Source organism: Salmonella sp. SSDFZ54 (assembly GCF_004010735.1).
GTDB classification, from domain to species: domain Bacteria; phylum Pseudomonadota; class Gammaproteobacteria; order Enterobacterales; family Enterobacteriaceae; genus Salmonella; species Salmonella enterica.
The window spans coordinates 2,482,814-2,505,768 of record NZ_CP034819.1; the positions used below are offsets into that span (position 1 = coordinate 2,482,814).

Annotated in this window: 18 protein-coding genes and 3 tRNA genes; 14 read left to right on the plus strand and 7 right to left on the minus strand. The window is 54.1% G+C overall.

The genetic code is table 11. The features are described from left to right. On the minus strand, positions 1-735 hold the full coding sequence (frdB, locus tag EOS97_RS12335) for a fumarate reductase iron-sulfur protein (protein WP_000829509.1): 735 nt from the start codon (positions 733-735) through the stop codon (positions 1-3). Beyond that, complete coding sequence (gene frdA / locus EOS97_RS12340) at positions 728-2,518, minus strand: fumarate reductase (quinol) flavoprotein subunit (protein WP_001192952.1); 1,791 nt, start codon at positions 2,516-2,518, stop codon at positions 728-730. Before frdA ends, frdB begins: the two co-directional genes overlap by 8 nt. A gap of 322 nt (positions 2,519-2,840) precedes the next feature. On the opposite strand from frdA, the gene epmA reads away from it, so the two are divergent. From epmA to EOS97_RS12355, 3 genes are all read left to right on the plus strand, one after another. Next, a complete protein-coding gene (gene epmA, locus EOS97_RS12345) occupies positions 2,841-3,818 on the plus strand; it encodes an elongation factor P--(R)-beta-lysine ligase (RefSeq protein WP_000004797.1) in 978 nt (325 codons plus the stop codon). Positions 3,819-4,043: 225 nt separating this feature from the next. Further along, positions 4,044-5,546, plus strand: coding sequence for a glutamate/gamma-aminobutyrate family transporter YjeM (gene yjeM / locus EOS97_RS12350; RefSeq protein ID WP_127836155.1), 1,503 nt, complete (start codon positions 4,044-4,046; stop codon positions 5,544-5,546). A gap of 51 nt (positions 5,547-5,597) precedes the next feature. Further along, a complete protein-coding gene (locus tag EOS97_RS12355; RefSeq protein WP_000074655.1) occupies positions 5,598-5,912 on the plus strand; it encodes a YjeO family protein in 315 nt (104 codons plus the stop codon). Positions 5,913-5,978: 66 nt separating this feature from the next. On the opposite strand, the gene mscM is transcribed toward EOS97_RS12355, so the two are convergent. From mscM to rsgA, 3 genes are all read right to left on the minus strand, one after another. Next, complete coding sequence (gene mscM / locus EOS97_RS12360; RefSeq protein WP_001236755.1) at positions 5,979-9,305, minus strand: miniconductance mechanosensitive channel MscM; 3,327 nt, start codon at positions 9,303-9,305, stop codon at positions 5,979-5,981. Between the two features lie 18 nt (positions 9,306-9,323). Then, positions 9,324-10,292 (minus strand): archaetidylserine decarboxylase, encoded by a 969-nt coding sequence (gene asd, locus EOS97_RS12365; RefSeq protein WP_000934949.1) that lies wholly within the window; start codon positions 10,290-10,292, stop codon positions 9,324-9,326. 91 nt (positions 10,293-10,383) lie between these two features. Further along, positions 10,384-11,436, minus strand: coding sequence for a small ribosomal subunit biogenesis GTPase RsgA (gene rsgA / locus EOS97_RS12370; protein ID WP_000041945.1), 1,053 nt, complete (start codon positions 11,434-11,436; stop codon positions 10,384-10,386). 106 nt (positions 11,437-11,542) lie between these two features. Between rsgA and orn the strand changes: the two genes are divergently transcribed. Further along, positions 11,543-12,088, plus strand: a complete 546-nt coding sequence (gene orn / locus EOS97_RS12375; RefSeq protein WP_001271546.1) for an oligoribonuclease — start codon at positions 11,543-11,545, stop codon at positions 12,086-12,088. A gap of 61 nt (positions 12,089-12,149) precedes the next feature. On the opposite strand, the gene EOS97_RS12380 is transcribed toward orn, so the two are convergent. Next, positions 12,150-12,890: an arginine ABC transporter substrate-binding protein gene (locus EOS97_RS12380; RefSeq protein WP_000727892.1), complete on the minus strand. Its 741-nt coding sequence runs from the start codon at positions 12,888-12,890 to the stop codon at positions 12,150-12,152. 275 nt (positions 12,891-13,165) lie between these two features. On the opposite strand from EOS97_RS12380, the gene EOS97_RS12385 reads away from it, so the two are divergent. The 3 genes from EOS97_RS12385 to EOS97_RS12395 all read left to right on the plus strand — a co-directional run bounded on the left by EOS97_RS12385 (position 13,166) and on the right by EOS97_RS12395 (position 13,586). Next, positions 13,166-13,241: transfer RNA gene (locus EOS97_RS12385), tRNA-Gly, on the plus strand. 37 nt (positions 13,242-13,278) lie between these two features. Beyond that, positions 13,279-13,354 (plus strand) — tRNA-Gly (locus EOS97_RS12390). A 156-nt stretch (positions 13,355-13,510) separates the two neighbouring features. After that, positions 13,511-13,586, plus strand: a tRNA-Gly gene (locus EOS97_RS12395). 269 nt (positions 13,587-13,855) lie between these two features. Here the strand turns inward: EOS97_RS12395 and queG are convergent. Beyond that, on the minus strand, positions 13,856-14,995 hold the full coding sequence (gene queG / locus EOS97_RS12400) for a tRNA epoxyqueuosine(34) reductase QueG (protein ID WP_001805423.1): 1,140 nt from the start codon (positions 14,993-14,995) through the stop codon (positions 13,856-13,858). Between queG and nnr the strand changes: the two genes are divergently transcribed. The 7 genes from nnr (at position 14,994) to hflX (ending at position 22,862) form a co-directional block, all read left to right on the plus strand. Continuing rightward, on the plus strand, positions 14,994-16,541 hold the full coding sequence (gene nnr, locus EOS97_RS12405) for a bifunctional ADP-dependent NAD(P)H-hydrate dehydratase/NAD(P)H-hydrate epimerase (RefSeq protein ID WP_000968675.1): 1,548 nt from the start codon (positions 14,994-14,996) through the stop codon (positions 16,539-16,541). The genes queG and nnr overlap by 2 nt on opposite strands. Further along, positions 16,513-16,974: a tRNA (adenosine(37)-N6)-threonylcarbamoyltransferase complex ATPase subunit type 1 TsaE gene (tsaE, locus tag EOS97_RS12410; RefSeq protein ID WP_000981984.1), complete on the plus strand. Its 462-nt coding sequence runs from the start codon at positions 16,513-16,515 to the stop codon at positions 16,972-16,974. Before nnr ends, tsaE begins: the two co-directional genes overlap by 29 nt. Before the next feature lie 16 nt (positions 16,975-16,990). Further along, positions 16,991-18,310, plus strand: coding sequence for an N-acetylmuramoyl-L-alanine amidase AmiB (gene amiB / locus EOS97_RS12415; RefSeq protein WP_000640372.1), 1,320 nt, complete (start codon positions 16,991-16,993; stop codon positions 18,308-18,310). Between the two features lie 9 nt (positions 18,311-18,319). Beyond that, positions 18,320-20,176 carry a DNA mismatch repair endonuclease MutL gene (gene mutL / locus EOS97_RS12420; RefSeq protein WP_001122550.1) on the plus strand — a complete coding sequence of 619 codons (1,857 nt, stop codon included), beginning with the start codon at positions 18,320-18,322 and terminating at the stop codon, positions 20,174-20,176. Then, positions 20,169-21,119 carry a tRNA (adenosine(37)-N6)-dimethylallyltransferase MiaA gene (miaA, locus tag EOS97_RS12425; RefSeq protein ID WP_001000734.1) on the plus strand — a complete coding sequence of 317 codons (951 nt, stop codon included), beginning with the start codon at positions 20,169-20,171 and terminating at the stop codon, positions 21,117-21,119. The genes mutL and miaA overlap by 8 nt, the downstream gene beginning before the upstream one ends. Before the next feature lie 82 nt (positions 21,120-21,201). Continuing rightward, positions 21,202-21,510 carry an RNA chaperone Hfq gene (gene hfq / locus EOS97_RS12430; protein ID WP_001051875.1) on the plus strand — a complete coding sequence of 103 codons (309 nt, stop codon included), beginning with the start codon at positions 21,202-21,204 and terminating at the stop codon, positions 21,508-21,510. Between the two features lie 71 nt (positions 21,511-21,581). Further along, positions 21,582-22,862, plus strand: a complete 1,281-nt coding sequence (gene hflX / locus EOS97_RS12435) for a ribosome rescue GTPase HflX (RefSeq protein WP_000460338.1) — start codon at positions 21,582-21,584, stop codon at positions 22,860-22,862. The last annotated feature ends 93 nt before the right edge of the window (positions 22,863-22,955 follow it).

Below are 22,955 nucleotides of genomic sequence, written 5' to 3' on the forward strand. Positions count from 1 at the left end.
TTAGCGTGGTTTCAGGGTAGCGATAAGAAAGTCTTTCGAGCTTTCCACTTTACCCTGCTGAATGGCCGCAGCCGGATCGACATGTTTTGGACAGACTTCGGAGCAGTAGCCCACGAAAGTACAGGTCCATACGCCGTTCGGACTGTTCAACTGCGCCATACGCTCCTTCTTACCGTGATCGCGGCTATCTTCGTTATAGCGATGCGCCAGCGTAATCGCAGCCGGTCCGATAAACTCAGGATTCAGACCGAACTGCGGGCACGCGGCGTAGCACAGACCACAGTTGATGCAACCGGAGAACTGGTGATACTTCGCCATTTGCGCCGGGGTCTGGACATTCGGCCCCTGATCTGGCGTGCGAGAGTTGCCAATAATGTACGGTTTGATCGCTTCCAGGCTTTCGATAAAGTGCGTCATATCGACAACCAGATCGCGCTCAATCGGGAAGTTCGCCAGCGCTTCCACCTTCATACCATTGGTGTAATCGCGCAGGAAGGTTTTACACGCCAGTTTAGGGACGTTGTTGACCATCATGCCGCAAGAGCCGCAGATCGCCATACGGCAGGACCAGCGGTAGCTCAGGTCTGGCGACAGGTTATCTTTGATGTAGCCCAACGCGTCCAGTAGCGATGTTGTTTCATCATAAGGAACTTCATAGAAAGCACTGTGCGGCGCGGTATCGGTTTCCGGGTTATAGCGCACCACCTCAACTTTCAGGTTTTTCATCTCAGCCATTCGCCTTCTCCTTCTTATCGGCTGCTTCCGCTTCACCGCCGTAAACACGTTTGGCTGGCGGCAGGGTGGTGATTTTCACGTCGCTGTATTCCAGACGGGTCGTGCCATCAGCATCGCGGAAGGCGAGGGTGTGCTTGAGGAAGTTCACATCGTCGCGCTCGGTACAGCCTTCATCCAGACGCTGATGCGCGCCGCGGGACTCTTTACGCGCCAGCGCAGAGTGCGCCATACATTCCGCCACGTTCAGACCATGACCCAGTTCGATGGTATACAGCAGGTCAGTGTTGAACACGCTGGAGGTATCGGAGATACGTACGCGCTTGAAACGTTCCTGAAGCTCGGCCAGTTTATCAATGGTTTTCTGCATCAGTTCCGGGGTACGGTAAATACCACAACCTTCTTCCATAGACAGACCCATCTCATCGCGGATCTTCGACCAGTTTTCGTTGCCTTCCTGGTTCACCAGATTTTTCAGACGTTGTTCAATATCGGCAACCTGGGCGTCGAGCGCGGCGCTATTTGCGGCGCCTGCCGTCGCAGCGCGTTCCATTGCTTGTTCGCCAGCCAGACGACCAAATACCACCAGTTCCGCCAGTGAGTTGGAACCGAGGCGGTTCGCGCCATGCAGGCCAACAGAGGAGCATTCGCCAACGGCAAACAGCCCTTTGACACGGCTTTCACAGTTCTGGTCGGTTTCAATGCCGCCCATGGTGTAGTGCGCGGTCGGACGTACTGGAATCGGTTCTTTAACCGGATCGACGCCGACATAGGCTTTCGCCAGTTCGCAAATGAACGGCAGACGTTCATGCAGTTTCTTCTCGCCGAGATGACGCAGATCGAGGTGAACCACATCGCCGCGCGGCGTGGAGATGGTGTTGCCTTTACGCCATTCGTGCCAGAAAGCCTGGGATACTTTGTCACGTGGCCCCAGTTCCATATATTTGTTTTTCGGCTCGCCCAGCGGCGTTTCGGGGCCCATGCCGTAGTCTTGCAGGTAACGGTAGCCATTTTTATTGACCAGAATACCGCCTTCGCCGCGGCAACCTTCGGTCATCAGGATACCGGAACCTGGCAGGCCGGTCGGGTGATACTGAACGAATTCCATATCACGCAGCGGAACGCCGTGGCTCAGCGCCATGCCCATCCCGTCGCCGGTGACGATGCCGCCGTTGGTGTTATAGCGGTATACGCGGCCTGCGCCGCCTGTCGCCATGACCACGGCGTTGGCGCGGATTTGCACCAGCGTGCCTTCCATCATGTTCATTGCCACCAGGCCGCGCGCATGGTTGTCATCAACCAGAATATCCAGCACAAAATGTTCGTCAAAGCGCTGGATTTGTGGGAACTGCAGGGAAGTCTGGAACAGAGTATGCAGCATATGGAAGCCGGTTTTATCCGCGGCGAACCAGGTACGCTCGATTTTCATACCACCGAAGCGACGCACGTTAACGCTACCGTCCGGACGGCGGCTCCACGGGCAGCCCCATTGCTCCAGCTGCGTCATCTCAGTGGGACAATGGTGGACAAAGTAATCCACGACATCCTGCTCACACAGCCAGTCTCCGCCTGCTACCGTATCGTGAAAATGGTAGTCAAAGCTGTCATGATCCTGGGCGACAGCGGCTGAACCCCCTTCGGCAGCGACGGTATGGCTGCGCATCGGGTACACTTTTGAGATCAGTGCGATTTTAGCATTGGGATTCGCCTGTGCGGCAGCAATTGCAGCACGTAATCCCGCGCCACCGGCGCCTATAATGGCAAGATCGGCTTGAAAGGTTTGCACGACATTCCTCCAGATTATTGTAATTTCACCCTCGCGCAGCCAGATAAAGCCTCTGGGTTCTGCGAAGTATGAATGCGTTTCCACTGCTCCTTTATGGGTACAACAGTATAGTCTCAGGGATGTGAGGGAAATTTGACGTGTTCGATTTTTTTAGCGTATCAGAGGGATGAATTATCATTGATTTTGATTAATTTAATTACTAAACCATCTGAAATCACTTTTTTTACCCTCCAGAAGGCACCCGATACGCCTGCGCAAAATTTGTTTCGCCCGCGCGTTGCGAGTAGACTTCGTGACCTTGTCTTAAACTGGAGAAAGAATCATGAGCGAAACGGCAACCTGGCAGCCGAGCGCGTCCATCCCCAATTTATTAAAACGTGCGGCGATTATGGCGGAAATCCGTCGTTTCTTTGCCGATCGTGGAGTGCTTGAGGTTGAGACGCCCTGCATGAGTCAGGCGACGGTCACAGACATTCATCTGTTCCCGTTCGAAACGCGTTTCGTCGGACCTGGCCATTCCCAGGGGATGAACCTCTATTTAATGACCAGTCCGGAATACCATATGAAACGCCTGCTGGCGGCAGGGTGCGGCCCGGTTTTCCAGCTATGCCGCAGTTTCCGTAATGAAGAGATGGGACGACATCATAATCCGGAATTCACTATGCTGGAGTGGTATCGCCCGCATTACGATATGTACCGCCTGATGAATGAAGTGGATGATTTGCTTCAGCAAGTGCTGGATTGTCAACCTGCGGAAAGTCTCTCCTATCAACAGGCGTTTCAGCGCCATCTGGAGATTGACCCGTTATCAGCAGATAAAACGCAACTGCGTGAGGCGGCGGCAAAGCTTGATTTAAGCAATATCGCCGATACGGAAGAAGACCGTGATACGTTGCTGCAACTGCTGTTCACGATGGGGGTTGAGCCGCATATAGGTAAAGAAAAGCCGACCTTTATTTATCACTTTCCGGCCAGTCAGGCATCGCTGGCACAAATCAGTACCGAGGATCATCGCGTCGCCGAGCGCTTTGAGGTGTACTACAAAGGTATTGAACTGGCGAATGGTTTCCACGAACTGACGGACGCACGTGAGCAACAACAGCGCTTTGAACAGGACAATCGTAAGCGCGCCGCGCGCGGTCTGCCGCAGCAGCCGATTGACCAAAATCTACTGGATGCGCTGGCCGCCGGTCTACCGGATTGTTCCGGCGTGGCGCTGGGTGTTGATCGTCTGGTGATGCTGGCGCTGGGAGCAGAAAGCCTGGCGGACGTGATTGCTTTTACGGTCGATCGGGCGTAAATCTGAAATTCACTCTTTCGCGAGATAAAATGGCGCAATAAGCGCCATTTTGTAGCATATTTTTTCAATTATCCTCTATTTGCCACAACATAAGGCTGGAACTTTGATGCCATTTAGGTATCAATCCTGTGTTGATTTTTTTATCGCTGACCTTTGTAAAAAAGAAGGCGGCGTCAATCGGTGAGCGGCGTCTGGCAAACGCGCTCGAGCGTAAGGGATGGTTGAATGACCCACACGATAAAAAAGATGAGCCTTATTGGGCTTATCCTGATGATTTTTACTTCTGTTTTTGGTTTTGCGAATAGCCCGTCGGCGTTTTATTTAATGGGGTATAGCGCAATCCCGTGGTATATATTTTCTGCCTTGCTGTTTTTTATTCCATTCGCCTTAATGATGGCTGAAATGGGTTCCGCTTATCGCAAAGAAGAGGGCGGGATCTATTCGTGGATGAATAATAGCGTGGGGCCACGTTACGCGTTTATTGGCACGTTTATGTGGTTTTCATCGTATGTCATATGGATGGTAAGTACGGCGGCAAAAATTTGGGTACCGTTTTCTACTTTTGTTTTTGGCGCCGATATGACGCAGCACTGGCGTATTGCGGGGCTTGAGCCTACGCAGGTTGTCGGGCTGCTCGCCGTTGGCTGGATGATTCTGGTGACGTGTGTCGCCGCCAGAGGGATCAATAAAATTGCGCGAATTACGGCGGTCGGAGGTATTGCCGTAATGTGTCTTAATTTAGTTTTATTGTTAGTGAGTGTCGCTATTTTGTTATTAAATGGTGGGCATTTTGCACAAGAAATTAATTTTACCTCGTCACCGAATCCGGGTTATCACTCCGGCCTGGCAATGTTGTCATTTGTGGTATTTGCTATTTTTGCTTACGGCGGTATTGAGGCTGTCGGCGGACTGGTGGATAAAACCGAGAAACCGGAAAAGAATTTTGCGAAAGGTATTGTCTTCGCGGCCATTGTGATTTCAATTGGTTATTCTTTGGCGATCTTTTTATGGGGCGTCAGTACTAACTGGCAACAGATATTAAGTAATAGCGCCGTTAACTTAGGGAATATTACCTACATTTTGATGTCGAGTTTAGGCACGACATTAGGTAGCGCGTTAAACCTTTCTCCGGAAGCTGCGATGACGGTGGGCGTCTGGTTTGCGCGTATCACCGGCCTTTCTATGTTTCTGGCTTATACCGGCGCGTTTTTTACGTTGAGCTATTCACCGCTGAAAGCCATTATTCAGGGGACGCCAAAAGCGTTGTGGCCCGCGCCGATCACGACACTGAACGCTAACGGTATGCCGGCGACCGCTATGTGGCTACAGTGCGTGCTGGTGAGTCTGTTTATTTTGCTGGTCTCTTTTGGCGGTGACACCGCATCGGCGTTTTATAACAAACTCACGCTGATGGCGAACGTCTCAATGACCTTGCCATACCTGTTCCTTGCGCTGGCATTTCCCTTCTTTAAAGCGCGTCAGGATCTGGAGCGGCCATTTGTTCTCTTTAAAACCAAAGCCTCTACCCTGGTCGCGACGGGTGTTGTGGTGCTGGTGGTGACGTTTGCCAACGTCTTTACCATCATCCAGCCGGTGATTGAAGCTGGGGATTGGGACAGCGCCTTGTGGATGATCGGCGGCCCGATCTTCTTCTCGTTGCTGGCGATGGCGATTTATCAGAATTACAGTAGCCGCATGAGCGCTGATCCGGAGTGGGCGGCGGAGTAATCTTTGTCCGGATAGCGTTAGCTCATCGGCTTTATGAAAAGGATATTTATAATGAGTCCGAAAATGTTTGCATTGTGCGCTATCTGGATTTTACTGGCTATCCCACTCATCGCTGTATTTTCAGTCCTGGATAAAGAGTGGATGATTGGCGAGAGTGGGATAAACAACATTTGTGATGTGATGAGAACTGTCGAAAATGATGATTCCAGAGGTTTTGGCGCGATGATGACGCTGCCCCTGTTTTTCCCGTTTTTTTACGTTACTGTGTATAAGAAAATACGTAGTTGGTTTTTGTACTGTGTCGCGTTGGTGATATTTGCTTACTGGTCCTGGCAATTCTTCTTGCGCTATCAGTTTTGTGTGTGATCTATGCTAAAAGACCTGATAAGCCTATGTCATCGAGTCTTTTAGCGTCATCCGGCACCATTGCGTTTACAAACTCCCCGCCGGGCGGCTGGTTTTACCCGCTGACGTTAACGTTCTCCCCGTTTGTTTACCGCCGAGGCTCTCCAGACGCATCTGGAACGGCGGGAACGGCATATCAATACCGTGCTCGCGGAAGCCCGCCAGAATCAATTGGTGGATCTCATGGCGTAATGGCATACGGTGTCCCATTTCCGCGGCATAGATACGCAGTTCGAAAATCTGAATACCCTGCTGAAGATCCACCAGAAAGATTTCAGGCGGTGGGTTGTCCAGCACCAAAGAGCAGCGCTGCGCCGCCGTCAGCAGAATTTGCGTCACCTCTTCGCTATTGGCATCCGCCGGCGCCGGGATAGTTAACACCACGCGCGTAACGGAGTCAGACAGCGACCAGTTGATAAACTGTTCGGTGATAAAGGCTTTATTCGGCACGATAATCTCTTTACGATCCCAGTCGCTGATGGTGGTGGCGCGGGTATTGATTTTGGTCACGCTGCCGGTGAGATCGCGAATGGTCACCGTATCGCCGATACGAATCGGCTTTTCAAACAAAATAATCAGGCCGGAGATAAAGTTAGCGAAAATTTCTTGCAGGCCAAAACCAAGCCCAACGCCGAGCGCGGCCACCAGCCATTGTAGCTTCGACCACTCAATGCCGATCATCGAGAAACCGACCAGTCCGCCAATCAGCATTAACAGATATTTGGTGATGGTCGTGATGGCGTAACCGGTACCAGGCGTTAAATCGAGATGCTGTAATAACGCCAGTTCCAGCAGCGCAGGCAGATTACGCACCAACTGCGTGGTGATGATAAAGACCAGAATCGCAATGAGCACCGCCCCGAGGGTAATCGGCTCCAGGCTTTCCACGCCTTGCACCGTAGAGGTGACATCCCACAGCGAAATATTCTCCAGGAAGCCGAATGCCGAGTGGATTTCCGACCACAGTACAATTACCGATAGCAGGGCGATAAGCATCAGAATTGAGCGGACCAGACGCAGCGACTGAGCGCTAATAGCGTCAAGATCGATTTCACTTTCATCGATGTCGACCGCGCCTTCCAGGCTGGAGGAGTGCGCCGGTTCTTCTTCGCCGCGCGCGCGCTGCGCCAGCATTTCCGCCCGACGATGTTTGGCGCGGTCAAAAGCCAGTCGGCGTCGTTGGATCAGCATCCAGCGGCGAATGACGTGATAGATGACCAGCAACAGGAACCAGATGGCGACCGAGGTTTCCAGTCTCGCCAGTAGCGCCTGCGCCGTGGCCAGATAACCCACCGCCGCCGCCAGAATCGCGATAAGCGGCGCGCCCATCAGCATATTCCACAGCAGGCTGTTGACCATGTTGTCGCCGTTGCCTTCTTTATCAAGATAGAGCGGGATGCCCGCTTTTTTCAGACTCAGCGTGACCAGCGCCAGCGCGCCGCATATCAGGATGAAGCAAAGGCGGCCCAACGAGCCGGAAAACTCCCGATCGTTAAGATTATCAAACATGATCACTGCCATAATGAGCGGCACGATCAGCCCAATGCTCATCAGGTAGTAGCGCATCGCTTTCGCTACCCGGTTTCGCGGCCAGCCGAAATGCGCCACAAACAGGCCATTAGGGCGGGCAAAAGCGGCGCAAATCATGACTACCCACAACAGCGGTACTGTCGCCGTCACGCCATCGCCGATGGCGACGGCCAGCGGATACGGCCAGGCTTCCTGCAGACCATAGCCGAGCGTCGCCCACAAGACGGGCAGCGGCGAGGCGACCAGAATCGACCAGAACACCGTTCGCAGCGTCAGCGAGAAGTGATCCTGGGTGACTTTCCCGACGCGCGAGGCCGAGCGCTCAAGGAACCGGTTGAAGTGTTGGCGCGAATAGAGGCTAAACCCGACCAGCGCCAGCGCGCCGAATAACGGCAGTAGCGTCTCTTTGCTGGTCAGCATCATGATGCTGGCTTTACCTAACTGATTAAACGTATCTAATGAGATAAGCCGGCGTAAATCCTGAACCAAATCAACAGGCCAGGAGAGCGATAGCGGGCTAACGTCAGCGGTCCAGAACAGATAACGGTGGGTCGCTTCATTAACCTCTTTAAGCGCATCCTCCAGTTGGCTGTTGGAGACTTTCAGTTTGGTCAGCTCCAGGATCAGCGTATCGCCGCCCTGTAACAACGAGTTGAGCAGCTCGCGCTGAGTGCGAAGCTGGGCGTCAAGAATCTGGTTTTGCTCGGCGGTCAGCGGCTGTCCATTGGCCTGACGTATTTGCCGTAGCTGCGGCTGTTTATTGAGTAACTCTTCATAGCGCATACGGTGGACGCGTAGCTGCGCCATTTCCGTATCAAGCTGCTGCGGCTTAGGCATCTCTGGCAGACGGGCGACCTGCGCGCGCAGCGCTTCGCCAAGCATGTTGGACACGCCAAGCCATTGCGACTGCTCCCGCAGCGTATTGAGCGCCTGGCGCACCTGTAACGTTTGGCTGGTGGCCTGTCGCTGCTGCGAGGCGACCAGATCCATCCGCTGCGCTTGTTGATTGAGCGCCTGTGACAGCTCGCGGTTGACTTTAAATTGTTCGACGATGCCTTCCGGCAAACCGGCGCTGTTTTCCGCCAGCAGCTCAGTGCTTTCCAGCGCGCGTTCCGCTTCACGTTGGCGCAGGCTGTTGAGCTGATTGCGCAGCGCCTGAAGATACGCATCCAATTGCTGACTCTGTTTTTCCGCCAGCTCGGAACGCAGACGAGCCAGTTCCTGACGGTTGTTGGCGGACAGTTGCGCCAACTCCAGTTCGTCGACTAACGCTTTTAGTTTGGCGGACTCCGCCTGCATACTGAGACTTTGCGCCTGGCTAAGCGCGGCACTTCCGCCTGCGGCGCCGAGCCGTCGCTCAATCTCATTAAGCTGGCGGCGGGCGTCGTTTTGCTGTTGGGGAAGCTGGCTGAGCGAGTCGGCGATCTCCCTGACGCGCTCCTGCTCCTGTTGCGCCTCGCGGGTTTTATCCAGTAGCTGGCTGCTAACCTGCAAGATCTCCTGATTTAACGCTTCGGTGGACATCTCTGGCGGTACGCTGCGAGGTTCATCGCGCAGATTATTCAACTGGGCGCGCAAGGTGGCGGATAGCTTAGGAAAATTATCAATAACGTGTTGATATTGTTTCGCGCGCTCAAGCGAGCCTTTTCGCTCTTCAAGCGCGTTTAACGCAGTCTGGAGCGCCTCAACGGCTTCCGGCTGAGCGGGCTTCGCCGCTTTTGCCTGCTCCAGTTCCTGGGTGATTTGTTTGGCGTCGGGGGCCGTTGCGGCGAACGCCCCCGTGCTGAGGCACCAGGCCATCAGAAAAGCGATAATCAGGCGCACGTCAGCATTCTCTCTTGATTAGGTGTCGTCTTTTTTATTGTCAACCAGCGGGCTGGCGTCGTGTTCGGCTTTAATTTCTTCTGCCGGCAGCGGAGCGGGTTCTACCTCTGGCGCGACGAATGTTTCGGTCGACGTCGCCAGCGGTTGGCCAATTTTGGTAACGGACAGGCTTGCCAGCGACGCGATCAGATTCACTTTCCCCGGCGCAAATAAGTTGATGACCGTGGAACCCAGTTTAAAGCGCCCCATCTCCTGGCCTTTCAACAAGGCGACAGACCCTTCATGTTCGCCTTCTGGCCAGGTCCAGCGCTTGATGATGCCTTCGCGCGGCGGGGTAATGGTCCCCGCCCAGACGGTTTCGATACTGCCGACAATAGTTGCGCCGACCAGAATCTGCGCCATAGGGCCGAACTCGGTATCAAACAGGCAGATAACGCGCTCGTTGCGGGCAAACAGGTTGGGGACGTTTTGCGCGGTCAGATGGTTAACGGAGAACAGATCGCCCGGTACGTAGATCATTTCACGCAGGATGCCGTTGCATGGCATATGCACGCGATGGTAGTCGCGAGGGGAGAGGTAAGTGGTCACAAACGTGCCGTTGCGGAACTTATCCGCCATCAGGTAGTTACCCGCCAGCAACGCTTCAAGGCTGTAATTATGGCCTTTGGCCTGCAAAATTTTATCTTCTTCGATACGACCCAACTGGCTTATCACGCCGTCGGCAGGCATCACCAGGATGTTAGGATCGGTATTGAGCGGACGCACGTCATCACGCAGCGGACGAACAAAGAAATCATTGAACGTACGATAGCTGGCGGTATCCGGTTTTTGCGCCTCGGTCATATCGACTTTGTAATACTTTACGAAGAGATCGATAACCAGTTTTGTCAGCCATCCTGCTCGTTTGCTTGCGCCCCAGCCCGCCAGGCGAGTGAGCCATAGTTTCGGCAGAATGTATTGTAGCGAAAGTTTAAATGAGTTTAACAAGGTAGCCTCCAGGCCATTGTTGTTCCTGAACCGGCAGTTATACCGGTATCCTGAAAAAAGGGGACGATTCTAACGACGCCTAGCGTATCTGTCAGTCGTCCGTATCAGAAAAGTTTTTACGCGTTTTTACCTGCGCCATACTTTCAAGAATTCGGTGATAATTTTCGAAACGGGTTTCCGCAATAGCGCCGTTCTCTACCGCTTCGCGAATGGCGCAGCCTGGATCGGCGTCATGCTTGCAGTCCCGGTATTTGCAATGTCCCAAATAGTCATGAAATTCGACAAAGCCCTGGGTGATTTGTTCCGGCTCCAGATGCCATAAGCCGAACTCGCGCACGCCGGGGGAATCAATGACATCGCCGCCATGCGGGAAATGATACAGACGAGCAGCGGTAGTGGTATGTTGACCCAGACCGGAGACATTCGACACATCGTTCGTCAGAATCTCGTTCTGTAAGCCGAGTAGAGCGTTTAGCAGACTGGATTTTCCGACGCCGGACTGCCCGGCAAAAATACTGATGCGACCGGTTAATGCCTCTTCCAGCGGTTTCAGACCATCCTGCGTATGGCTGGAGACCATCAGCACGCGATAGCCGATATTGCGGTAGATATCCATCTGCTCATTAACGAAGTCCATACCTTCGTCGTCCAGCAGATCAATTTTATTGAGTACGATAAGCGGCTCAACCTGTAGGGTTTCACAGCCGACCAGGTAGCGATCGATGATATTCAGCGACAGCTCCGGCAAAATCGCGGAGACGATAACGATTTGGTCAATGTTGGCGGCAATAGGCTTCACGCCGTCGTAGAAGTCCGGGCGCGTCAATACCGAGGTGCGCTCATGCACCGCTTCAACGATGCCTTTTACGTTGACGCCCTCTGCGGCGGCTTTGCCCGGACGCCAGACGACGCGATCGCCCGTCACCAGCGAACGGATAGTGCGGCGGATATTGCAGCGGTGAACCTCGCCGTCAGCAGACTCCACATCGGCATGCATACCAAAACGGCTAATGACGATACCTTCTGCAGGCTCGCCAAACAGGTTGTCATCGTAGTCGGCTTTCTCCGCGGACGTTTTTAAACGACGCTGGTGATTGGCGTTCACACGGCGCTGCTGGCCTTTGGAGAGTTTATTTTTGCTCAATCGTACTGGCTCCTGGTCGCCCATAGTGGGCAAAACATCTATGATACACGCAATTGTAGATGAATATAGTCACAGTGAATGTGACCTCTGAAGGGTGGAAAATAGCATGAGTGCCGATGAAAACAACCTGATTTGGATCGATCTGGAGATGACAGGTCTGGACCCCGAGCGCGATCGCATTATTGAGATAGCCACGCTGGTGACGGATGCCAGCCTGAACATTCTGGCGGAAGGGCCGACGATTGCGGTACATCAATCCGATGCGCAACTGGCGTTAATGGATGACTGGAACGTGCGCACCCATACCGGCAGCGGTCTGGTGGATCGCGTTAAGGCAAGTACGATGGGCGAACGAGACGCTGAACTGGCGACGATTGAATTTCTGAAAACGTGGGTGCCTGCGGGTAAGTCGCCGATTTGCGGTAACAGCATCGGTCAGGATCGTCGTTTTCTGTTTAAATATATGCCGGAACTGGAGGCCTACTTCCACTATCGCTATCTGGATGTCAGTACGCTCAAGGAACTGGCGCGCCGCTGGAAGCCGGAGATTCTGGCCGGCTTTACCAAGCAGGGCACGCACCAGGCGATGGATGATATTCGCGAGTCGGTGGCGGAGCTGGCTTACTACCGCGAGCATTTCATTAAGCTGTGAGGCGTAACATGCCGGATGGCAACGCCAGAGCGTCTCATCCGGCAGCTCTCCCGCCACTGAATTACTGCGTAAACCATTTCTCCTGCATTTGCGCATATTCCGGCGACGCTTTCACCTTGTCGAGCGCGGCATTAATTTCTTGCAATAGCGCGTCGTTGCCTTTGCGTACCGCAATGCCTAACCCTTTTCCGTAGTAGTCAGGATCGCTGGCGCGTTCATCCATGATGGCGTAATCCGGATTGTTTTTTAGCCACTTACCAATCGCGGCGACATCGCCAAACACGCCCTCAAGACGGTTGTTTTTCAGATCGGTAAAGGCGTTTAGATAGCTGTCATAGGCGACAGGCGTGATCGCTTGTTGTTTATCCTGCAAATAGCGCTGATGCGTTGTACCGTTTTCCAGACCGACTTTTTTGCCTTTCAGATCGGCAAAAGTGTGATAAGCCCCTTTACGCGTGACGACTACCGCCGATAAACCTTCGTAATAGGGTTGGCTAAAGGAGACCTGCTGCTCACGTTTGGGCGTCATATCCATACCGGCGATCACCGCATCAAACTTTTTGAAGCGTAGGCCGGGGATCAGACTATCAAAGCTCTGGTTAGTGAATGAGCACTCCGCTTGCATCTCTTTGCAGACCGCGTTGGCGACATCAATATCGAAACCAACAATTTTATTATCGGCATCGACAAACTCATAGGGCGCATAGGTGGCGGAGGTGCCAAAATGTAATGTTCTGGCGGAAACGGAAGCGGCGTGAACGGAGAGGCTGGCTAACAGCATGACAATAAGTTTTTTTTTCATCTTGATCCCTGATATCAATTGGATGTTGTGGTCACCGTGCTATTCTTTTTTTGGCGCAGGGTGCTATTCTGATTCTGTGCCTTTAGGCGTGGCGTGAAAAGTTTTTTGTTGCATAGCGCACGCTTTGCTCGTTTTTTGTCTTGTTTGGTGATTTAATCAGCATTCAAACAAAAATCGCGAAAAAATGCGTTCAGGGGCTTGCAGCTAAATGGATTTCTCGTATAATGCGCCTCCCGTAACGACGCAGAAATGCGAATTACGACAGCAACAAATTTGCGGGAATAGCTCAGTTGGTAGAGCACGACCTTGCCAAGGTCGGGGTCGCGAGTTCGAGTCTCGTTTCCCGCTCCAAAATTTGAAAGTACTTGTTAAGTACAAGCGCACCCAAGCGGGAATAGCTCAGTTGGTAGAGCACGACCTTGCCAAGGTCGGGGTCGCGAGTTCGAGTCTCGTTTCCCGCTCCAAAATTTGAAAGTGCTTGTTAAGCACAGACCACCAATCGCAGGATTTCGAATTGCGACAAGGCGGCAACTGAATGAGTCCTCAGGAGCTTACTGAAGTAAGTGACTCAGGCGAGTGAAGGCAGCCAACGCAGTAGCGGTTCGAAAGACGAAGATTATGCGGGAATAGCTCAGTTGGTAGAGCACGACCTTGCCAAGGTCGGGGTCGCGAGTTCGAGTCTCGTTTCCCGCTCCAATTCTTATCTACAGTAAAATTATCCACAACGAATATCGCGTTGGGGCACGTTTTGTTCCGCTTTCGTCAGATCCTTGTAAACAGACTTATCCACAGGTTGGCCCATTACTCCTGGAATGCAAAAAATTATACCTGACGCGTAGAATTTCTATAATTTACTGAAAAATATAGAAAAAATAAGATTTCAAAACGTTAGCGTTATTGACTGTTCCTTTTTTCCCTCTTGAATCGCAATGTGTTTTTATTTTTATACACAGCCTGTGAATAATTCAGGCATCGCGCACCAGCCCTTTTTCAATCGCCCTGACCAGACGCTGTTTTTTCGGTAGCTGCACTTCAATGATGCAGGCGTTGCGCTTTTCAATTTGTTGCGCAATCGCCCATTCGATATGCTCATCGAGAAGTGGATGCTCACCCTTGCGGCTTTCCAGCGCCGTAATGACGGCATTACTCCACGGCGCATTCCCCAGCGCGACGGCAACATTGCGCAGCCAGCGTAAATGACCAATGCGCCGAATCGCAGAACCTTCAGTGACTTTCAGAAACTGCGCTTCGCTCCAGCTAAACAACTCAACCAAATCTGGGTTATGCAGCGCCTTGCGTGGGCTAAAATCTGCTTCGTCGGTCAACTGAGAGTAACGATTCCATGGACAGATAAGCTGGCAGTCATCGCAGCCGTAAATACGGTTGCCTATCAGTGGGCGAAATGCTTCCGGAATAGCGCCTTCCAGCTCAATGGTGAGATAAGAAATACAGCGCCGCGCGTCCACCGTATACGGTTCGACAATCGCCCCGGTCGGGCAAATGGTCATACAGGCGACGCATTTGCCGCAACCTTCCTCGACCGGCTGGTCGACCGGCAGCGGTAAATCAATCAGCAGTTCCCCCAGGAAAAAGAATGAGCCTGCCTCCCGATTAAGGATAAGTGAGTGCTTACCTGTCCAGCCAAGTCCGGCTTTTTCCGCTAATGGGCGTTCAAGAATAGGCGCAGAGTCGACAAACGGTCTAAAATTCAGCGAACCGCAGTACTGCTGGATCTGCTCGCCCAGTTTTTTAAGGCGGCTGCGTAATAGCTTGTGATAATCACGCCCCAGCGCATATCGGCTAACGTAGCCCAGCGTGGGATCCTTCAACGTACTGGCAAACGCGGCGTTGGCGGGCAGATAGTTCATGCGCACGCTGATGACACGTAGCGTACCGGGTAAGAGCTCATGAGGCCGGGCGCGCATCATACCGTGGCGCGCCATCCATGCCATCTCGCCGTGGTATTGTTTGTCCAGCCACGCCTGCAGCGCAGGTTCGGATGCGCGCAGATCGGTATCAGTAATACCGACCTGCTGAAAGCCCAGCTCCAGCCCCCACTGCTTAATATTTTGCGCTAACTGATTGAGATCGAGGGGCTTTGACATGATGGACCATAACATGAAGAAAAACCCTGTAAGTATACCACACTCCATTTGGCCCGCCGATGACATCAAACGGCTGGAACGCGATGCGGCGGATGCCTTCGGACTCACACTCTATGAATTGATGCTGCGCGCTGGCGACGCGGCATTTCGGGTAGCCCGTGACAGTTATCCTGACACCCGACACTGGCTGGTGTTGTGTGGTCATGGCAACAACGGCGGCGATGGTTACGTCGTGGCGCGACTAGCGCAAGCGGCGGGCATTAGCGTAACGTTGCTGGCGCAGGAGAGCGACAAACCGTTGCCTGAAGAAGCGGCGCAGGCGCGCGATGCCTGGCTGAATGCCGGCGGCATTATCCATGCTGCCGATATTATCTGGCCGGAAGCGACGGATCTGATTATCGACGCGCTGCTTGGCACCGGCATAGCCCAGGCACCGCGCGACCCGGTAGCCGGTCTGATTGAACAGGCGAACGCTCATCCTGCGCCGGTTGTCGCCGTCGATATCCCGTCAGGCCTGCTGGCGCAAACGGGCGCCACGCCTGGCGCGGTGATAAGCGCCGCGCATACGGTCACGTTTATCGCCCTGAAACCAGGCCTGCTGACCGGCAAAGCGCGTGACGTTACCGGCATACTGCATTATGACGCGTTGGGACTGGAAGGCTGGCTGGCAAGCCAGACGCCGCCGCTCCGGCGTTTTGACGCGACGCAGTTGGGGCAATGGCTAACGCCGCGTCGACCGACCTCGCATAAGGGCGATCATGGTCGTCTGGCGATTATCGGCGGCGACCAGGGAACAGCGGGCGCAATTCGGATGGCTGGCGAGGCGGCGCTGCGTACGGGGGCTGGGTTGGTCAGAGTACTGACTCGCGGTGAAAACATCGCGCCGTTGCTGACGGCCCGCCCGGAACTGATGGTACATGAACTCACGCCTCAGTCGCTGGAAGAGAGCCTGACCTGGGCTGACGTTGTGGTGATCGGCCCGGGGCTTGGGCAGCAGGAATGGGGCAAAAAAGCCTTACAGAAAGTAGAAAACGTCCGTAAACCTATGCTGTGGGATGCGGATGCGTTGAACCTACTGGCAATCAATCCTGATAAACGTCACAATCGCGTGATTACGCCGCATCCGGGAGAAGCTGCCCGCCTGTTAGGATGTTCTGTGGCAGAAATTGAAAGTGATCGCTTACTTTCAGCACAGCGTCTGGTAAAACGGTACGGAGGCGTGGTCGTGTTAAAAGGCGCAGGAACGATTATTGCCGCTGAACACCACCCTCTGGCTATCATTGACGCTGGTAATGCAGGGATGGCGAGCGGCGGGATGGGCGATGTCCTGTCCGGCATCATCGGCGCATTGCTCGGACAGAAGTTTACCCCGTATGATGCGGCATGTGTGGGATGTGTGGCTCACGGCGCGGCGGCGGACTTACTGGCAGCGCGTTATGGCGCTCGCGGCATGTTGGCGACCGATCTTTTTACTACGCTGCGGCGTATTGTTAACCCTGATGTGATTGACGTAAACCATGATGAATCGAGTAATTCCGCTACCTGACGAACAGGCGACGCTAGACCTGGGACAACGGGTAGCCAACGCCTGTGATGGCGCGACCGTTATTTATCTGTATGGCGATTTAGGTGCCGGTAAAACGACGTTTAGCCGGGGATTTTTACAGGCGTTAGGCCATAACGGTAATGTAAAAAGCCCCACCTATACGCTGGTAGAGCCTTATGCGCTTGATAACATGATGGTATATCACTTCGACTTATACCGTCTTGCGGACCCGGAGGAGCTGGAGTTTATGGGCATTCGCGATTATTTCGCCAACGACGCCATTTGTCTGGTGGAGTGGCCGCAACAAGGTAAAGGCGTTCTCCCCGACCCGGACGTCGAAATCCATATTGATTACCAGGCGCAGGGGCGTGAGGCTCGCGTAAGCGCGGTATCCTCATCGGGTCATTCGTTACTGGCGCGTTTAGCCGATTAGCTATAAAGGTGGCGGGATGATTTATCGCATCAAAAATGCCGTAATAGCAGCCTTAATCCTGCTGTGCGCGCAGTCGGGCGCCGCCAGTCTCTCTGATATTCAGGTGTCCAACGGCGAGCAGCAGGCGCGCATTACGCTGAGTTTTATCGGCGAGCCGGAATATGCTTACTCACAGGACGGTAAACGGACCGTGGCGCTGGATATCAGGCAGACCGGCGTGATTCAGGGGCTGCCGCTTCAGTTTAGCGGTAACAATCTGGTGAAAACGATCCGTGCCGGAACGCCGAAAGATGCGCAATCTTTACGGTTGCTTGTCGATCTGACGGAAAATGGTAAAACCGAGGCGGTGAAGCGGCAAAACGGCGGCAACTATACGGTCATTTTCACCATTAATGCCGATGTTCCGCCGCCGCCACCGCCTGTCGTCGCGAAACGGGTTGAAAGCGCGCCCCGCCCGACGGAGCCTGCCCGTAATCCGTTTAAATCTTCTGATGATCGCCTGACCGGCGTAACCAGCAGCAATACCGTTACGCGGCCTGCGGCGCGCGCGTCGGCAGGCGCTGGCGATAAAGTGGTGATTGCTATTGATGCCGGACATGGAGGCCAGGACCCCGGTGCGATAGGCCCGGGCGGTACGCGCGAGAAAAATGTCACCATCGCCATCGCGCGTAAGTTACGCACATTGCTGAATAACGATCCGATGTTTAAAGGCGTGCTGACGCGTGACGGCGACTATTTTATTTCGGTGATGGGGCGGTCTGACGTGGCGCGTAAGCAAAACGCCAACTTCCTTGTCTCTATTCATGCGGATGCCGCGCCAAATCGCGACGCCACCGGCGCCTCCGTCTGGGTATTGTCCAATCGTCGCGCGAACAGCGAAATGGCAAACTGGCTTGAGCAGCATGAGAAGCAATCCGAACTGTTAGGCGGCGCTGGCGATGTGCTGGCGAACAGTCAGTCAGACCCTTACCTGAGCCAGGCGGTACTGGATTTGCAATTCGGTCATTCGCAGCGGGTAGGGTATGATGTGGCGACGAACGTGCTAAGCCAACTGGATGGTGTGGGGTCGTTGCATAAACGTCGCCCGGAACACGCGAGCCTGGGCGTGTTGCGTTCGCCGGATATCCCGTCCATTTTGGTGGAGACGGGCTTTATCAGTAATCACGGCGAAGAGCGATTGCTGGCGAGCGACCGCTATCAGCAGCAGATTGCTGACGCTATATACCGGGGGTTGCGTAAGTACTTTGCAGCGCATCCGATCCAGTCTGCGCCGCAGGGCGGCCCAGGCCAGACGGCCAGTACCAACCAGCCTGGCGCCATAACCGCCGCGAATTAAGGAGATTTCATGCCGATTCAGGTTCTGCCGCCGCAGCTTGCGAACCAAATCGCCGCTGGCGAAGTGGTGGAACGCCCTGCGTCGGTTGTTAAAGAGCTGGTAGAGAATAGTCTGGATGCAGGCGCCACCCGCGTTGATATCGACATCGAGCGTGGCGGCGCGAAGCTTATTCGTATTCGCGACAATGGCTGCGGCATTAAAAAAGAGGAGCTGGCGCTGGCGCTGGCCCGTCATGCCACCAGTAAAATCGCCTCGCTTGACGATCTGGAAGCGATTATCAGTCTGGGATTTCGCGGCGAAGCGCTGGCCAGTATCAGTTCGGTCTCGCGTTTGACGCTAACGTCGCGCACGGCGGAGCAGGCGGAAGCCTGGCAGGCGTATGCGGAAGGGCGCGACATGGACGTGACGGTAAAACCCGCCGCGCACCCGGTCGGCACCACCCTGGAAGTTCTGGATCTCTTTTATAATACGCCCGCCCGGCGCAAATTCATGCGTACCGAAAAAACGGAATTTAATCACATCGATGAGATCATCCGTCGTATTGCATTGGCCCGTTTTGACGTCACGCTTAACCTGTCGCACAACGGCAAATTGGTACGGCAGTATCGCGCTGTCGCAAAGGACGGGCAAAAAGAGCGCCGGTTAGGCGCCATCTGCGGCACGCCGTTTCTCGAACAGGCACTGGCGATCGAGTGGCAGCATGGCGATCTGACCCTGCGCGGCTGGGTCGCCGATCCGAATCACACCACCACGGCGTTAACGGAGATCCAGTACTGCTATGTGAATGGCCGCATGATGCGCGACCGCTTGATCAACCATGCCATTCGCCAGGCCTGTGAAGATAAACTGGGCGCGGACCAACAGCCTGCGTTTGTGCTGTATCTGGAGATTGACCCGCATCAGGTGGATGTCAATGTTCATCCCGCCAAGCACGAAGTGCGTTTTCATCAATCCCGGCTGGTGCACGACTTCATCTATCAAGGGGTGCTGAGCGTTCTGCAACAGCAGACGGAAACGACGCTGCCGCTGGAGGAGATTGCGCCAGCGCCGCGGCATGTCCCGGAAAACCGTATCGCCGCCGGGCGCAACCATTTTGCTGTACCCGCCGAGCCAACTGCGGCGCGCGAGCCCGCGACACCGCGTTATTCCGGCGGCGCATCGGGCGGCAACGGCGGGCGTCAGTCCGCGGGTGGTTGGCCGCACGCTCAGCCAGGTTATCAGAAGCAGCAGGGCGAGGTTTATCGCGCGCTTTTACAGACGCCGGCGACGAGCCCCGCGCCGGAGCCGGTTGCGCCTGCGCTTGACGGACATAGCCAGAGTTTTGGTCGCGTACTGACGATAGTCGGCGGTGACTGCGCGTTGCTGGAACACGCGGGGACTATCCAGCTCTTGTCGCTGCCGGTTGCGGAGCGTTGGCTGCGTCAGGCGCAGCTTACACCGGGTCAAAGTCCGGTTTGCGCGCAGCCGTTGCTGATTCCGCTGCGTTTAAAAGTGAGCGCCGATGAAAAAGCCGCGCTGCAAAAAGCCCAATCTTTGTTGGGAGAATTGGGTATTGAATTTCAGTCAGATGCGCAGCATGTGACCATTCGGGCAGTGCCTTTACCCTTACGACAACAAAATTTACAAATCTTGATTCCTGAACTGATAGGCTACCTGGCGCAACAGACCACATTTGCAACGGTCAATATTGCACAATGGATAGCGCGTAATGTGCAGAGCGAACATCCGCAGTGGTCGATGGCGCAGGCCATATCGCTGCTGGCGGATGTTGAGCGGCTATGTCCGCAGCTGGTAAAAGCGCCGCCGGGTGGCCTGTTACAACCTGTTGATTTACATTCGGCGATGAACGCCCTGAAGCATGAATGATGTAAGCAAGGCGAGCCTGCCTAAGGCGATATTTTTGATGGGGCCGACGGCCTCCGGCAAAACGGCGCTGGCGATAGAACTGCGTAAAGTTTTGCCAGTAGAGTTGATAAGCGTTGATTCCGCCCTCATTTATCGGGGAATGGATATTGGCACGGCTAAGCCGAATGCCGATGAGCTGAAAGCGGCGCCGCATCGACTGCTGGATATACGCGACCCGTCGCAGGCGTATTCGGCGGCGGATTTTCGCCGCGACGCGTTAGCGCAAATGGCGGAGATCACCGCTGCGGGGCGTATCCCGCTGTTAGTGGGCGGTACCATGCTGTATTTTAAGGCATTGCTGGAAGGGTTATCGCCGCTGCCTTCAGCAGATCCGGAAGTCAGATCCCGGATAGAGCAGCAAGCAGCGGAGCTTGGATGGGAGGCGTTGCATCAGCAACTTCAGGAGATAGATCCGGTTGCCGCCGCGCGAATTCATCCAAATGATCCGCAAAGACTTTCCCGGGCACTGGAAGTTTTTTTCATTTCGGGTAAAACTTTAACGGAGCTAACGCAAACGTCAGGAGACGCGCTACCGTACCAGGTGCATCAGTTCGCTATCGCCCCGGCGAGCCGTGAACTGCTCCATCAGCGCATTGAACTGCGTTTTCATCAGATGTTGGCTTCAGGTTTTGAAGCAGAAGTCCGGGCGCTTTTTGCCCGAGGAGATTTGCATACGGACTTGCCTTCCATCCGTTGTGTGGGATACCGCCAGATGTGGTCATACATTGAGGGCGAAATCTCATATGATGAAATGGTTTATAGAGGTGTTTGCGCCACGAGACAGTTGGCGAAGCGCCAGATGACCTGGTTGCGCGGTTGGGAAGGGGTGCGCTGGCTTGACAGTGAGAATCCCGATCGGGCGCGAAAAGAAGTATTACAGGTTGTTGGTGCTATCGCAGACTGAATGTGTACAATTGAGACGTATCGTGCGCAATTTTTCAGAATCGAAAGGTTCAAAGTACAAATAAGCATATAAGGAAAAGAGAATGGCTAAGGGGCAATCTTTACAAGATCCGTTCCTGAACGCATTGCGTCGGGAACGTGTTCCAGTTTCTATTTATTTGGTGAATGGTATTAAGCTGCAAGGTCAAATCGAGTCCTTTGATCAGTTCGTGATCCTGTTGAAGAACACGGTCAGCCAGATGGTTTATAAGCACGCGATTTCTACTGTTGTCCCGTCTCGCCCGGTTTCCCATCACAGCAACAATGCCGGTGGCGGCGCCAGCAATAACTACCATCACGGTAGCAACGCGCAGGGTTCTACTGCGCAACAGGACAGCGAAGAGACTGAATAAGTTCACGCGCTGTTTATCCATGTCGGGGGCGTCGGATAATCGCCCCCGCTGGTTATTAAGAGGGTTTACGCTTGTTTGACCGTTATGATGCCGGTGAGCAGGCGGTACTGGTACACATCTATTTTTCGCAAGACAAAGATATGGAAGACCTCCAGGAGTTTGAATCTCTGGTCTCTTCCGCCGGTGTCGAAGCAATGCAGGTGATTACCGGTAGCCGTAAAGCACCGCACCCGAAGTACTTTGTAGGTGAAGGTAAGGCAGTTGAAATTGCGGAAGCCGTGAAAGCGACTGGCGCAGCGGTCGTATTGTTTGATCATGCATTGAGTCCAGCCCAGGAGCGAAACCTGGAGCGTTTGTGCGAGTGCCGGGTTATCGATCGCACCGGTCTTATCTTAGATATTTTTGCCCAACGTGCGCGTACCCATGAAGGTAAGTTGCAGGTTGAGCTGGCGCAGCTACGCCATCTGGCTACGCGTCTGGTGCGTGGCTGGACCCACCTTGAACGTCAGAAAGGCGGGATTGGTTTGCGCGGTCCGGGTGAAACCCAGCTCGAAACCGACCGTCGTTTACTGCGTAATCGCATTGTGCAGATTCAGTCGCGCCTGGAGAAAGTTGAGAAGCAACGTGAGCAGGGGCGGCAGTCGCGCATCAAGGCCGACGTTCCGACGGTATCGCTGGTGGGCTATACCAACGCCGGAAAATCCACCCTTTTTAATCAGATCACTGAAGCGCGGGTCTATGCGGCAGATCAGCTATTTGCGACGCTGGACCCCACATTACGTCGTATTGATGTAGCGGATGTCGGTGAAACCGTTCTGGCGGATACGGTAGGCTTTATCCGCCATTTACCGCACGATCTGGTGGCTGCCTTTAAAGCTACCCTGCAAGAGACGCGTCAGGCGACGCTGCTGCTGCATGTGGTCGATGCGGCGGATGTTCGTGTGCAGGAAAACATCGAGGCGGTAAACACCGTTCTCGAAGAGATTGACGCTCACGAAATCCCCACCTTAATGGTGATGAACAAAATCGATATGCTGGACGACTTTGAACCGCGTATCGACAGAGATGAAGAGAATAAACCCATCCGCGTTTGGCTTTCAGCGCAAAGCGGCGTGGGGATACCACAGCTTTTTCAGGCTTTGACGGAGCGTCTTTCCGGCGAGGTGGCGCAGCATACGCTGCGTTTGCCGCCGCAGGAAGGGCGTCTGAGAAGCCGGTTTTATCAGCTTCAGGCAATAGAAAAAGAGTGGATGGAGGAAGACGGTAGCGTCAGTCTGCAGGTACGAATGCCGATTGTCGACTGGCGTCGCCTCTGTAAACAAGAACCGGCGTTGATCGAATACGTGATCTAGACGCGAAGTCATTCAGGTCGTATTGAAGCGGTAGCTGAGAGAATTTCAGGAGCTCACAACGAAGTGACCTGGAGTAAAAAAGCCGCCACTCAA

What these genes read in the sequence shown, in the direction of transcription:
- epmA (WP_000004797.1), top strand. Translation starts at nt 2,841, where the DNA reads ATGAGCGAAACGGCAACCTGGCAGCCGAGCGCGTCCATCCCCAATTTA.
- mutL (WP_001122550.1), top strand. Translation starts at nt 18,320, where the DNA reads ATGCCGATTCAGGTTCTGCCGCCGCAGCTTGCGAACCAAATCGCCGCT.
- yjeM (WP_127836155.1), top strand. Translation starts at nt 4,044, where the DNA reads ATGACCCACACGATAAAAAAGATGAGCCTTATTGGGCTTATCCTGATG.
- orn (WP_001271546.1), top strand. Translation starts at nt 11,543, where the DNA reads ATGAGTGCCGATGAAAACAACCTGATTTGGATCGATCTGGAGATGACA.
- frdB (WP_000829509.1), bottom strand. Translation starts at nt 735, where the DNA reads ATGGCTGAGATGAAAAACCTGAAAGTTGAGGTGGTGCGCTATAACCCG.
- hfq (WP_001051875.1), top strand. Translation starts at nt 21,202, where the DNA reads ATGGCTAAGGGGCAATCTTTACAAGATCCGTTCCTGAACGCATTGCGT.
- queG (WP_001805423.1), bottom strand. Translation starts at nt 14,995, where the DNA reads ATGTCAAAGCCCCTCGATCTCAATCAGTTAGCGCAAAATATTAAGCAG.
- tsaE (WP_000981984.1), top strand. Translation starts at nt 16,513, where the DNA reads ATGATGAATCGAGTAATTCCGCTACCTGACGAACAGGCGACGCTAGAC.
- EOS97_RS12355 (WP_000074655.1), top strand. Translation starts at nt 5,598, where the DNA reads ATGAGTCCGAAAATGTTTGCATTGTGCGCTATCTGGATTTTACTGGCT.
- miaA (WP_001000734.1), top strand. Translation starts at nt 20,169, where the DNA reads ATGAATGATGTAAGCAAGGCGAGCCTGCCTAAGGCGATATTTTTGATG.
- EOS97_RS12380 (WP_000727892.1), bottom strand. Translation starts at nt 12,890, where the DNA reads ATGAAAAAAAAACTTATTGTCATGCTGTTAGCCAGCCTCTCCGTTCAC.
- nnr (WP_000968675.1), top strand. Translation starts at nt 14,994, where the DNA reads ATGATGGACCATAACATGAAGAAAAACCCTGTAAGTATACCACACTCC.
- amiB (WP_000640372.1), top strand. Translation starts at nt 16,991, where the DNA reads ATGATTTATCGCATCAAAAATGCCGTAATAGCAGCCTTAATCCTGCTG.